General features: G+C 73.6%; 10 protein-coding genes. 7 read left to right on the top strand and 3 right to left on the bottom strand.

Annotated elements, in window-relative coordinates; translation table 11 throughout:
- Positions 1 to 79 precede the first annotated feature (79 nt).
- From I6A81_RS42525 to I6A81_RS42515, 3 genes are read right to left on the bottom strand one after another with little or no spacing between them, the layout of a single operon-like run.
- Positions 80 to 934 (bottom strand): enoyl-CoA hydratase/isomerase family protein, encoded by an 855-nt coding sequence (locus I6A81_RS42525; RefSeq protein ID WP_203004968.1) that lies wholly within the window; start codon positions 932 to 934, stop codon positions 80 to 82.
- Positions 931 to 1,974, bottom strand: coding sequence for an acyl-CoA dehydrogenase family protein (locus I6A81_RS46005; RefSeq protein WP_203004969.1), 1,044 nt, complete (start codon positions 1,972 to 1,974; stop codon positions 931 to 933). Before I6A81_RS46005 ends, I6A81_RS42525 begins: the two co-directional genes overlap by 4 nt.
- 3 nt (positions 1,975 to 1,977) lie before the next feature.
- Positions 1,978 to 3,213 (bottom strand): acyl-CoA dehydrogenase family protein, encoded by a 1,236-nt coding sequence (locus I6A81_RS42515; RefSeq protein WP_203004970.1) that lies wholly within the window; start codon positions 3,211 to 3,213, stop codon positions 1,978 to 1,980.
- 307 nt (positions 3,214 to 3,520) lie between these two features.
- Between I6A81_RS42515 and I6A81_RS42510 the strand changes: the two genes are divergently transcribed.
- From I6A81_RS42510 to I6A81_RS42480, 7 genes are all read left to right on the top strand, one after another.
- Complete coding sequence (locus I6A81_RS42510; protein ID WP_203004971.1) at positions 3,521 to 4,768, top strand: amidohydrolase family protein; 1,248 nt, start codon at positions 3,521 to 3,523, stop codon at positions 4,766 to 4,768.
- A 589-nt stretch (positions 4,769 to 5,357) separates the two neighbouring features.
- The gene (locus I6A81_RS42505) at positions 5,358 to 6,590 is read left to right on the top strand and encodes a hotdog family protein (RefSeq protein ID WP_407661490.1); all 1,233 of its coding nucleotides are present in this window, start codon (positions 5,358 to 5,360) and stop codon (positions 6,588 to 6,590) included.
- Between the two features lie 44 nt (positions 6,591 to 6,634).
- Entirely contained in the window at positions 6,635 to 7,417 is a 783-nt protein-coding gene (locus I6A81_RS42500; protein ID WP_238429726.1) for an enoyl-CoA hydratase-related protein, read from the top strand.
- Between the two features lie 5 nt (positions 7,418 to 7,422).
- Entirely contained in the window at positions 7,423 to 8,847 is a 1,425-nt protein-coding gene (locus I6A81_RS42495; RefSeq protein WP_203004974.1) for an acyl-CoA dehydrogenase family protein, read from the top strand.
- Between the two features lie 57 nt (positions 8,848 to 8,904).
- Entirely contained in the window at positions 8,905 to 9,783 is an 879-nt protein-coding gene (locus I6A81_RS42490; protein WP_203004975.1) for an enoyl-CoA hydratase/isomerase family protein, read from the top strand.
- A gap of 121 nt (positions 9,784 to 9,904) precedes the next feature.
- A complete protein-coding gene (locus I6A81_RS42485; protein ID WP_407661489.1) occupies positions 9,905 to 10,810 on the top strand; it encodes an enoyl-CoA hydratase/isomerase family protein in 906 nt (301 codons plus the stop codon).
- Complete coding sequence (locus tag I6A81_RS42480) at positions 10,807 to 12,351, top strand: class I adenylate-forming enzyme family protein (RefSeq protein WP_203010537.1); 1,545 nt, start codon at positions 10,807 to 10,809, stop codon at positions 12,349 to 12,351. Before I6A81_RS42485 ends, I6A81_RS42480 begins: the two co-directional genes overlap by 4 nt.
- Positions 12,352 to 12,481 lie beyond the last annotated feature (130 nt).

Genomic DNA, 12,481 nt, shown 5'->3' with positions numbered 1-12,481 from the left:
GAGGACGGCGCGCGGAGGTCCCTTGGGAGCGAAGCGAGCAAGGGGCCGGAGCGCGCCGCCCGGACGGAGCGAACCAGGATTAATAGCCGCGGAAGCGGGTGGGGCGGCGTTCGACGAAGCTGGCGACGCCCTCGCCGGCGTCGACGGTGTTCGACATGACGTCGACGATCCAGGCCTCCTCCTGGGCGAGGCTGTGCCGGTCGGTGTCGAGCGAACGGTTGAGCAGCCACTTGTTGACGCTGTGCGCGCGGGTCGGGCCCTCGGCGAGCCGGCCGGCGATGCCCGCGACCGTGGCCGCGAACTCGTCGGCCGGCACCGCGCGGGTGATCAGCCCGATCTCGGCGGCCCGCGCGGCCGGGAGGTCCTCGGCGAGCAGGATCAGCTCGCGGGCCCGGGCGAGGCCGACCAGCCGCGGCAGCAGCCAGGTGCCCAGCCCGTCGGCGGCGAGGCCGCGGCGGGCGAAGACCTCGATGAACTTGGCCTTCTCGGTGGCGATGACGATGTCGCAGGCGAACGCGATGTGGGCGCCGATCCCGGCGGCGGTGCCGTTGACCGCGGCGACGACCGGCTTCTCGCAGTCCAGGATCGAGTGGATCAGCCGGATCGCGCCGCGGGTCATGTTGCGCCGCACGTCGCCGACCAGCTTCTCCGGTACGTCGTCCGGCCGGACCGGGCCGGCGGCCTGGTTGCGCAGGTCGGCGCCGGTGCAGAAGAACCGGCCGGTGGCGGTGAGGACGACGCAGCGGATCGTCGGGTCCTCGTTGAACTGGTCGAGCCAGCTGATGATCGACTCACGCTGGTCGCCGGTGAGCGCGTTGCCGGCGTCCGGCCGGTTCAGCGTGATGGTGGCGATCCCGTCGGTGATGTCGAGCGTGATCTCGCGCGGCGGGACGTCGGAACCCTCGACGCCCTCGGCGACGGCCGAGCTGGTCATGCGGCCTTCCTCTCGGAAAGAGAATGCGCGACCGTGTCGGCCGCCTCCTCGGGGGTGGTGAACGCGTTCTGGAGAACCCACGCGCGCTTCAGGAACAGGTGGATCGGGGTCTCCCAGGTGAAGCCCATCCCCCCGTGCACCTGGATCGCCGTCTTGGCGTTCTGGGACGCGGCCCTGGCCGCCAGCACCCGGGCGCCGGCGATCGCGCGGACGGGATTGAACGTCGGGTCGTCGTAACTCGCGAAGTCCTCGTCGCCGGCCGCGGCCTCGTCCAGGGCGACCGCGGCCGCGTCGACGGCGACGCTGGCGACCTCGGCGCGGGTGAACGCCTCGGCGAGCAGGTGTTTGACGGCCTGGAAGCCGCCGATGACCCGGCCGAACTGCTCGCGCTGCTTGGCGTACGCGGTGGCGAGCTCGACGGTGCGGCCCGCGTTGCCGGCGAGCAGCGCCGAGGCGAGGACCGAGCCGCGCAGCCGCCAGGCGCGCGCCAGCTCTGGCCCGCCGACCCGCTCGTCGGCAGGCACCTCGCCGGCGAGCCACATCGGTGTGGTCGGGTCGAGCGGGTTCGGCACCGGCGTGCCCTCGACCGCGCCCGCGGCCGCCTTCCAGACTCCCTCGTCGTCGACGACGTAGACGTCGGCGGCGAGGTCCAGGTGCGGGACGACCCACGGGCCGCCCGCGCGGGCGGGGCCGGAGCCGGCCGGCGGGCGGGTGACGACGGTCGCGAACGCCTCGCCGGCGCCGACCCGCTCGTCGACGTCGGCGACGAGCGCCGCCGCGACCAGCGGCCCGGGGACCAGCTCGGCGCCGAGCACCTGGAAGACCAGCCCCGCCTCGGCGACCCCCAGCTCCAGGCCGCCGCGCTCCTCCGGCTGGGTCAGCGTGAAGGTGCCGAGCTCGGCGAGCGCCCGCCAGGCGGCCCGGTCGAAGGTCGCCGCGTCGGTCCAGTCGCGGGTCGCCTCCAGCGGCAGCCGCCCGGCGCACAGGTCGCGCACGGTCGCCTGCAGGGCGAGCGCGTCCTCGTCAAGGTCGAAGTGCACCGCTCACCGCTCCCTGGGCAGGCCGAGGACGCGCTCGGCGAGGATGTTCTTCTGGATCTGCGAGGTGCCGGCGCCGATGCTGATCGCGAACGCGTGCAGGTGCTCGAGGATGTGTCGCCCGGCCGGCAGGCTGGAGCCGCCGCTCAGCGGCAGCGCGTCGAGGCTGATCGCGTAGCGCTCCAGCACCTTCATCGCGACCTCGCCGAAGTGGTGGATCGCCTCTGAGTAGGTCAGCTTGAACGCCGAGCCGCCCGCGGGCGGCACCCCGCCGCCGGCGGCGGCGCGGGTGACGTTGCGCCGGGTGAGCGCCCACATGGCGTCGAGCTCGGCGGCGACCTGGCCGATCTCGCGGCGGATCGCGTCGTCGTCCCAGGCGGTACGTCGCTGGCCCGCCTTTGGCCCGGAGTGATACTGCCCGTGCCCGAGCGACCTGGCCAGCGTCGCGAGCTCGTCGACCATCGTCATCGCGGTGAGCAGCTCGCGGACGAGCGCCGTCCCGCGTTCGAAGCTGAAGGTCACCATCGCGACCCGCCAGCCGTCGTTCTCCTTGCCGACGAGGTTCTCGACCGGGATGCGGACCTCGTCGAGGAACATCTCGGCGAACTCGCTCTCGCCCTGGATGGTGCGCAGCGGGCGGACGTCGATGCCGGGTGAGTCCATCGGCATGATCAGCCAGCTGATGCCGCGGTGCTTGCCGGCCTCCGGGTCGGTGCGGACCAGCAGCTCGCAGTAGTCGGCCGCGAAACCGTAGGACGTCCAGATCTTGCTGCCGGTCACGACGTAGTGGTCGCCGTCGCGCACTGCCCTGGTGCGCAGGCTCGCCAGGTCGCTGCCGGCGCCCGGCTCGGAGAAGCCCTGGCACCAGATCGACTCGCCACGCAGGATGCGCGGCAGGTGGAAGGCGCGCTGTTCGTCGGTCGCCTCGGCGATCAGCGTCGGGCCGGCGTGCAGTTGGCCGACGAAGTGCACCCCGAGGTCGGGCGCGCCGGCGGCGGCGCACTCGGCGAGGAAGATCAGCTGTTCGGACGCGGTCGCGCCGCGGCCGCCGTAGGCCGTCGGCCAGTCGATGCCGGCGTAGCCGGCGTCGAAGAGCATCTTCTGCCAGCGCTGGTCATAGGCCTTCTTGGCCGGCCAGTCGCCGTAGGCGGGCGGCTGGCCGAGGACGGGCAGGTTCTCGGCCAGCCAGGCACGCACCTCCTTGCGGAACCTCGCGTCGGACTCGGAGTCCCGCAGCCGCATGCTCCACCTCTGTCTCGTCCAGCCAGCCAGCCGCGCCCAGCCCGCGCCGGAGGGGACGGGGGCTACGCCCCCTCCGGCGCCGCACCCACCCGCGACGCCGGCCGATGGGCCGGCGCAATCGGTTGGCTGGGCAGATCGTATACATTATGCTAGCGCAGCGAGCCCTGCCGACACCAGCGATCGCCGGGATCAACCGACGATCGCTGGTCGTGGCGCGCGGTCGCGACGGTCGAACCGCGGGCGCCGCGGCGCGAGGGGAACAGGCAGTGACGAGCGGTACTCAGCCGGATCGGTGGTGTGTGCGGCCATGACAGACCTGACGACAGAGCAGCTCCCCGAGGTGGTCGGCGGGCCCGACGTCGACCCGTCGGTCCTGGCGAAGATCCCGGACATCATCGACATGGACGCCCACGTCGTCGAGCCACCGGACGTGTGGAGCTCCCGCCTGCCCGCGAAGTACCGCGAGCAGGGCCCGCGCGTCGTGCTGGCCCCGGCCGGCGAGGTGAAGCTCGTCGGCTCCAGCTACCTCGAGGCGCCCGGCACCGAGGGCCCGGACGTGGCCTGGTGGAGCTACGAGGGCCGGATGACGAGCCTCAAGCGCTACATCGCCGCCGCCGGCGTCCCCGCCGACGAGGTCACCATGGACGGCATCACGTTCGAGGACATGCGCCCCGGCTGCTGGAAGGTGGCCGACCGGATCGCCGACATGGACGTCAACGGGGTGGCCGCGCAGCTGGCCTTCCCGAACTACCCGCGCTTCTGCGGGCAGATCTTCCTGTGGGGCAAGGACAAGGAGCTGTCGAAGCTCTGCGTCGAGGCCTACAACGACTGGATGGTCGAACAGTGGTGCGGTACGTCGGGCGGGCGGCTGCTCCCGCTCTGCATCGTGCCGCTGTGGGACGTCCAGCTGGCCGCCGCCGAGGTGCGCCGTAACGCGGCCCGCGGCGTGCGCGCCGTCGCGTTCACCGAGCTTCCCGCCTACCTGGACCTGCCGAGCCTGCACTCGGGGTACTGGGACCCGTTCTTCGCCGCCTGCGCGGAGACCGGCACCGTCGTGTCGATGCACATCGGGTCCGGTACCAAGACCATGCAGACGGCACCGGACGCGCCCGAGGCCGTGCAGGCGACCGTCCTGTTCAGCAACAGCGCCGGCAGCCTCGTCGACTTCCTGTTCTCCGGCGTGCCGCACCGCTTCCCGGACCTCAAGCTCATGTACGCCGAGGCGCAGATCGGCTGGATCCCGTACGTGCTCGACCGGGCCGACGACGTGTGGCTGACCCACCGCGGCTGGGCGCACGGCCAGCTGCACTGCCCCGAGCCGCCGTCGACCTACTACCGCCGTCAGGTCTACAGCTGCTTCTTCAAGGACCCGGTGGGCGTCGGCCTGCTCGACCGGATCGGCGTCGACAACGTCGTCTTCGAGACCGACTACCCGCACCAGGACGGCACCTGGCCGCAGTCGAAGAAGGCCGCCGCCCAGCAGTTCGGCCACCTGCCGCAGGCGGACATCAACAAGATCGCCCGCGACAACGCGGCCCGGCTTTTGGGGCTGTGACATTGGTTCGCTCCGTGCGGGCGCGGCGCTCCGGCCCCTTGGGAGCGAAGCGAGCAAGGGACCTCCGCGCCGCGTCCTCCTCCGCTCACGTGCCCTCCGGCGACCTCCGCTGCGGCCCAACCCCTTCGCTTCGCTCGGGGCCGGGCCTCCGCGGAGGCACGCCTCCGGGCCAGCTCAGTCGCGAGACGCTTGAACGGTACGAACCATGGCTTGCCCCTGCGGGAGGGGCCACCTCGCTTCGCTCGTGGGAGGGCCTCCGCGGAGGCGCGCCTCCGGGCCAGCGCGGTTGCGAAACGCTCGAACGGTACGAACCAAGGCCGGCCCCCGCGGGCGCGCCCACCTCGCTTCGCTCGTGGTGGGCTTCCACGGAGGTGCGCCTCCGGGTCAGCGCGGTTGCTCGGTTCTGACCGTTACGACCTGGGTTTATCTGATTCACCGTCATAGCCGGCCGTAAGACCGAAAGGCGGCCCCATCCGTGGTCACGAATGCCAGCGATGCCACCGCGACCGATGACAAGCCCGAGGCCGTCGGCGAGACGAAGAGCGAGGCCGCGACGTCCGAGGGCAGGGCGCGCAGGCCCGGGGGGACGATCACCGATGAGGGGATCGCCCGGCTGCGCGCGCGGATCGGCGTTCCCGAGCCGCACACCGCGCCGCCGCAGTACCGGCGGCCGAACGTCGACGCGTTTCGCAACGTGGCCCGCTGCTACGGCGACGACAACCCGCTGTGGTGCGACGAGGACTACGCGGCCGCGTCGAGCTGGGGCGGGCCGATCGCCCCGCCGCCGCTCGTCGGCGGCGACACCCTCGTCGGCGAGGACGAGGTCACCCGCATCCCGGACCACCTGCGCGACCTGATGAAGGGCGACCCGCTGCGCGGGGTGCACGCCTTCTACTCCGCGGCGTCCCGGGAGTGGTGGGCGCCGCTGCGGCCAGGCCTGCGCGTGTTCCGCCGCAACGCCCTCGTCGGGGTGCACGACAAGGTGAGCGAGTTCGCCGGCCGCGCGGTCCATGAGTGGGGCGGCCAGGTCTTCATGGACGAGACCGGCACGCCGCTGTCGGGGCAGTACCGCAACATGGTCCGCACCGAGCGGCGCAAGGCGCGGGAACGCGGCAAGTACACGAAGATCGAGCCCCAGCGGTACACCGACGAGCAGATCGCCGAGATCGAGGCCGCCTACGACGCGGAGGTCTCCGCCCGGCGCGGCGGCGACCCGCGGTACTGGGAGGACGTCGAGGTCGGCGACCAGGTGGGGCCGATGGTGAAGGGCCCGCTGCGCGTCACCGACATGGTCTGCTGGCATGTCGGCATGGGCATGGGCCTCTACGGCGTCGCCCCGTTGCGCCTCGCGCTGACGAACCGCCGGCGCATCCCGTCGTTCTACTACCGCGACGACCTGAACATCCCGGACGTGCAGCAGCGGGTGCACTGGGACCCGGAGCTCGCCCGCCGCGCCGGCAACCCGACGACCTACGACTACGGCCGGATGCGCGAGACCTGGCTCATCCACCTGTGTACCGACTGGATGGGCGACGACGCCTGGCTGTGGAAGCTCTCCTGCGAGTTCCGCAAGTTCAACTACGTGGGCGACACGCAGTGGCTGCGCGGCACGGTCGTGCAGAAGTACCTGGCGACCGGCGGCCGGCCCGCCGTCGATCTGGAGCTTTCGGCGACCAACCAGCGCGGGGAGCTCACCACGCCCGGAACGGCGACGATCCTGCTGCCCAGCCGGGAGCGCGGCGCCGTCTCCCTGCCAGACCCGCCCGGAGGCACCGGCAACCTGCGGAACACCCTCGACGCCATCGTCGAGCAGTTCCGGTGAGCGCGAGCGAGGTCGCCGGGCCCGCCTACGAGAGCGTTCCGGGCCTGGACGTCGTCCTCGACGGCCCGGTGCTGCGGCTCACCCTGGACCGGCCAACGAAGCGCAACGCGATCAACGACACGATGATGTACGCGCTGATCGACGCGATCACCCAGGCCGGCACCGACGAGGCCGTCCGCGTCATCCTGCTGCGCGGCAACGGCGAGAACTTCTGCGGCGGCGCGGACATCGTCGCGCGCAACGCCGCCGGCGGCGCGAGGCCGCGGGCCGGCTCGATCCAGCGGCGGCTGCCCTACCAGGCGCACCGGCTGATCCCGCTGATCTGCTCCGTGCAGACCCCCGTGGTGTGCGCGGTGCAGGGCTGGACGACCGGGATCGGCCTGGCGCTGGCCGTCGCCGCCGACGTGACGGTCGCCGCCGCGGACACCCGGTTCTGGGCGCCGTTCGCCGAGCGCGGCTTCACCCCGGACAGCGGCCTGACCTGGCTGCTGCCGCGCCGGGTCGGCGAGGTGCGGGCCCGGCGGATGCTGCTGCTCGGCGAGCGGGTCGACGCGGCGACCGCCGTCGACTGGGGCCTCGTGCACGCCGCGGCCGCGGCCGAGGACCTCGACGCGGCCACGGGCGACGTCGTCGCCCGGCTCGCGGCCGGCCCGACGGTCGGGCTCGGCCTGACCAAGTGGCTGACGCACGTCGGCGCCTGGACGAACCTGGACGACCATCTGCGCAACGAGGCCTTCGGCATGGAGCTCTCGTCGCGCAGCGAGGACTTCCGGGAGGGCCTGGCCTCGTTCGCGGCCAAGCGCTCCCCGAACTTCAAGGGCCGGTGACAGCGATGTCGGTGACCACGACCCCGGGCGCGAGCGGCGCGCCGCGAGACCCGGACGCGGCGGCGCCGAGGGGCGCGGCCGAGGCCAAAGGCCCGGTCGGCCCGGACGGGCGGCTGCTGCTCGCGCCGGACGCCTCGACGGAGCAGGCCCGCGTCCTGGTGCGGGAGTGGGTGGAGGCGAACGTGCCGGTCGCCTGGCGCGAGGCCGCGGCGGCCGGCGGGCGGGCGGCGATCCGCGAGGTGCGCAGCCGGGCGGACTACGAGCGCTGGTACCCGGTGTTCGGCGTCTCCGGCCTGGTGGCGGCCCGCTGGGCGCCGGAGTACGGCGGCCTGGGGCTGTCCGGCGCGGCGGCGAAGGCGGCCGACGAGGAGCTGCGCCCTTACAACCTGGGCCGGCTCAACCCGCTGGGGCTCGCGAACGCCGCCGCGGCGCTGTTCGCGCACGGCACCGAGGAGCAGAAGCGCCGGTTCCTGCCGCCGATCGTGCGCAACGAGGAGGTCTGGTGCCAGCTGTTCTCCGAGCCGGGCGCTGGCTCGGACCTCGCCTCGATCGCCACGCGGGCGGTCCGCGAGGGTGACGACTGGATCGTCACCGGCCAGAAGGTCTGGACGACCTGGGGCTTCCTCGCCGACTACGGCGTGCTGCTGGCCCGCACCGACCCCGACGTGCCCAAGCGCAACGGGCTGACGTACTTCCTGATCGACATGCGCCAGCCCGGCGTCGAGGTCCGCTCACTGCGGCACGTCACCGGCGAGGTCGACTTCTGCGAGGTGTTCCTCGACGAGGCGGTCGTACCGGACAGCCAGCGCCTCGGCGCGGTCGGCGACGGCTGGCGGGTCGGCGGCGCGACGCTGTCCGGCGAGCGGCAGATGGTGTCCGGCTCCGGCTCGGGCGGCGTCGACCGGATCGGCGGCTCGGGCGCTCTGCACCTGGTCCGGCTCGCCAGGCAGGTCAGCGCCGCGAACCGGCCCGGCGGCTGGGACGAGCCAGGCGTCCGGCAGGAGATCGCCAGGCTCTACAGCGAGGAGCGCATCCGCGCCTGGACGAACGACCGGATCCGGGCGGCCGTCGCCGCCGGGCTCGCGCCCGGGCCTGAGAGCTCGATCGGCAAGGTCCACCAGGGCGACCTCAACCAGCGCACCCAGGCGCTCGCGGCCGACCTGCTCGGCGCGTACGGCGTGGCCTGGGAATCCGACCTGGCCCCCGGCGCCGAGGCCGCCGGGCCGGACGGCACCCCGCTGGACCCGGCCGAGATCTACGCCGAGTCGCTCCCGCACGAGGTGAAGGGCATGCTGCGCAGCCGGGCCAACACGATCGAGGGCGGCACGACCGAGGTCAACAAGAACATCCTGGCCGAACGGGTGCTGGGCCTGCCCCGCGAGCCCGACCCCTACCGCGGCAAGCCCTGGAAGGACGTCCCGCGCAGCTAGGCGGCCGGGCGACCTGTCGGGCGCCCCCAGTCGGGCCACATCACGGAGCCGGAGCACATGTCCGAGGAGTACCAGACCCTGCGGGTCACCCACGACGGGCCAGTCGGCTGGCTGGAGCTGAACCGGCCGCGGGCCGGCAACGCCATGGACGGCGTCATGTTCGAGGAACTGCCCCGGGCGTGGGCGGAGCTCGACAGCGACCCGGCGGTACGGGTCATCGTCAACGTCGCCGCCGGCCGGGACTTCTGCACCGGGCTGGACGTCGTCCAGCTCAACCGCGACCCGGCGGCCCTGCGTGAGCAGTCACGGCGCACCAAGCGCTCCGAGCTGCGGATCACCGCCTGGCACTGCGGCGTCGTCAAGCCGGTGATCGCCGCGTTGCAGGGGCGCGTCGTCGGCGGCGGGCTGCACTTCGTCGCCGACGCGGACGTCGTGATCGCCGCGTCGGACGTCCGCTTCATCGACTCACACGTCTCCGTCGGCCAGGCGACGGCGTTCGAGGGCATCGCGCTGGCCCGCAAGCTGGCCGCCGAAACCGTCATGCGCCTCGCGCTCGCGGGCCGGCACGAGCCGCTCGGCGCGGCCCGCGCCCACCAGCTGGGCATGGTCAGCGAGGTCGTCGACCCGCCGGAGGACCTGCGCGAGCGGGCAGCGGCGCTCGCCGCGACGATCGCCCGCAACTCGCCGGCGGCGATGGCCGCGACCAAGCGCGCGCTGTACCGGGCGCTGGAGGCGGGCCTGACCGAGGCCTGCCGGGCGGCGGCCGCGGACCTCGTCGGGCTGTGGGGCCACCCCGACCAGGTCGAGGGCCCGGCGGCGTTCGTCGAGAAGCGCGCGGCGCACTGGGCGCCGCTCGACCGGGACAGCGAACACGAGAAGGTGCTCGCCTCGCGGACACCGGGGCACGCGCCGAACCTGCCGGTTACGGAGGCATAGGGAGATGAGCGTGACGGACTCGCCGGCGCAGGCCGACGCGACCGGGTCGACGGCTTCGGGCGCGCCGGGCACGCCCGCCACGGCCGCCGACTTCGACCATGTCTACCCGGGCTACGACACGCTGCTGGTGGCGCGGCGCGGCCGGGCCGGCTGGCTGATCTTCAACCGGCCCAAGCAGCTGAACGCGATGAACAACCGGATGCGCGACGAGCTCGCCAAGGCCTGGCTGGAGCTGGACGGCGACCCGGAGGTCCGGGTCATCGTGCACACCGGCGAGGGCCGGGCGTTCCAGACCGGCGTCGACGTCGCCGAGATCGCCACCGACGGGCTCGGGATGGAGCGCTACCGGGCCGAGGCGGAGATCTTCGACCTGCACTTCACCGCCTGGCACCAGAAGGTCGAGAAGCCGGTGATCGCGGCGGTGAACGGGCTGTGCGGCGGCGGCGGGTTCCACTTCGTCGCCGACGCGGACATCGTCATCGCGGCCGCGGACGCGAAGTTCTTCGACCCGCACGTCTCCGTCGGCCAGGTCGTCTCGTTCGAGCTGATGGCGCTGCTGCGCAAGATGCCGTTCGAGCCGGTGATGCGGATGGCGCTCGTCGGCGCGCACGAGCGGATGCCGGCGGCGCGTGCCTACGAGCTGGGCATGGTCAGCGAGGTCGTCGACCCGCCGGCCCGGCTGCGCGAACGGGCCGCCGAGATCGCCGAGCTGGTCGCCCGCAACTCGCCCGTCGCGATGCGCGCGACCAAGCGCGCGCTGTGGGGCGCGCTCGAGGACGGCCTGACCGCCGCCTGCAAGGCGGGTGCCGCGCACCTGGTCTCCGTCTGGGGCCACCCCGACCAGCTGGAGGGCCCGGCCGCGTTCGTCGAGAAGCGCCCGGCCGGTTGGGCCGAGCTGGAACCGGAGCCGAAGCCGGAATCGGTGATCGCCGCCGCGAAGCGGGCCGACGAGACGGCGGTGGACGCGCCCGCCCCGGCCGCGTCAGCGGGGTCGGCGGCATCGGCGGGGTCGGAGGACTCGGCGTGAGGCTCGTCGACCTGCTGGAACCGCGCGAGGACGACGAGGCGACGCCGGCGGTCTTCGTCGAGGAGCGCGAGGTCAGCCGCGCGGCGCTGCGCCGCGGCGCCGCCGCGCTGGCCGACGTGCTGCGCGCCGTGGGCGTGCGCCCCGGCCACCCGGTCGCGGTGATGCTGCCCGGCGGGGCCGAGGTCGTGGCGGCGATGTTCGGCGTGTGGACCGCCGAGGCCGTCTACGTGCCGCTCAACCCACGCTCCGCCGACGCCGAGATCGCCTACCTGGTCGAGGCCGTCCGCCCGGCCGCGATCGTCACCCTGGCGCAGTGGGCCGACCGGCACGCCGGCGGGGCGCTGCCGGTCGTCGTCGCCGGCGGCGGCGCGGACGCCGCCGAGCCGACGTGGGCCGAGGCCGTGCCGGGCCGGCGGACGCCGGCGGACGTGCCGGCGCACGACGCCGACATCGCGCTGGTGCAGTTCACCTCCGGCACCACCGGCCGACCGAAGCCCGTGCTGCTGCGGCACTCGGGGTACCTGGCACTGCTGGAGCCGGTGCTGGCGAAGCTGGTCGGCGACGCGGCCAAGGACAGGCTCGCCCAGCGGCGGGCGCCCATGCCGAACCTCATCCCGACGTCGATGGCGCTCTCGGCCGGCATCTACAACGTGCTGTTCGCGTTCCGGGTCGGCGCGCCCGCCGTCATCATGCCGACGTTCACGGCGAAGGCGTTCGCCACCGCCGTCGCGCGCCACCAGATCCGCTCGACCGTGCTGCCGCCGGCCGCGATGAACATGCTGACCGACGACGAGTCGATCACCTCGCTCGCGCCGCTGCGCATCGTCCGCGGGATCACCGCGCCGCTGTCCCCGCTGCGGGCGCGGATGTTCAAGGACAAGTTCGACGTGACGGTGCTCAACTGCTACGGCCAGACGGAGATCGGCGGCGAGATCGTCGGCTGGAACGCGGCCGACGCGCGAGCGTTCGGCGACTCCAAGCTGGGCTCGATCGGCCGGCCACACGCGGGCGTCGTCCCGCGGATCGTCGGCCCGGACGGCGCCGACGTCGAGCCGGGCGGGTCGGGCGAGCTCTACGTCCGCACGCCGGCGGTGTCGGCCGGCTACGCCGACGGCCAGGCGCTCGGTGACCGGCTCACCCCGGACGGCTGGTTCCGCACCGGCGACATCGCCCGGATCGACGCCGACGGCTTCCTCTGGATCGAGGGCCGCGTCTCCGACATGATCAACCGTGGCGGCCTCAAGGTCTTCCCCGGCGAGGTCGAGGAGGTCATCCGGCTGTCGCCCGAGGTGGCCGACGCAGCGGTCGTCGGCGTCCCGGACGACCGGCTCGGCGAGGTCCCGTGGGCGTTCGTCGTGACCCACCCGGGCGCGGCGTTCGACCCGGCGGCGCTGACGGCGGCGGCCCGGGAGAAGCTCCTGCCCTACAAGGTCCCGGCCCGCTTCGTCCAGCTTCCCGAACTCCCCCGCACCGAGGTCGGCAAGGTCCGCGCCGCCGACCTCGTCCGCCTGGCCACCCAGCCCTCCACGGCCGGCGGCTAGCCGCCGGCCCGGCCGGGACGACCCCGGCCGCCGGCCCAGCGGGAAGGCCCGAAGGGGCTGGACGGCGCCGGGCACGCTCGGCCTGTTCGCCGCGGCGGTCGCGGGGTTCGCGCTGTGGATCTGGATCGAG

The organism is Frankia nepalensis (assembly GCF_016786325.1).
Taxonomy (GTDB): Bacteria; Actinomycetota; Actinomycetes; order Frankiales; family Frankiaceae; genus Pseudofrankia; species Pseudofrankia nepalensis.
This window is presented reverse-complemented; position numbering and strand designations above follow the sequence as displayed.

Bases quoted from the DNA above. Each gene is read 5' to 3' on its own strand.
- I6A81_RS42525 (WP_203004968.1), bottom strand. From the start codon at position 934: ATGACCAGCTCGGCCGTCGCCGAGGGCGTCGAGGGTTCCGACGTCCCG.
- I6A81_RS42515 (WP_203004970.1), bottom strand. From the start codon at position 3,213: ATGCGGCTGCGGGACTCCGAGTCCGACGCGAGGTTCCGCAAGGAGGTG.
- I6A81_RS42510 (WP_203004971.1), top strand. From the start codon at position 3,521: ATGACAGACCTGACGACAGAGCAGCTCCCCGAGGTGGTCGGCGGGCCC.
- I6A81_RS42495 (WP_203004974.1), top strand. From the start codon at position 7,423: ATGTCGGTGACCACGACCCCGGGCGCGAGCGGCGCGCCGCGAGACCCG.
- I6A81_RS42490 (WP_203004975.1), top strand. From the start codon at position 8,905: ATGTCCGAGGAGTACCAGACCCTGCGGGTCACCCACGACGGGCCAGTC.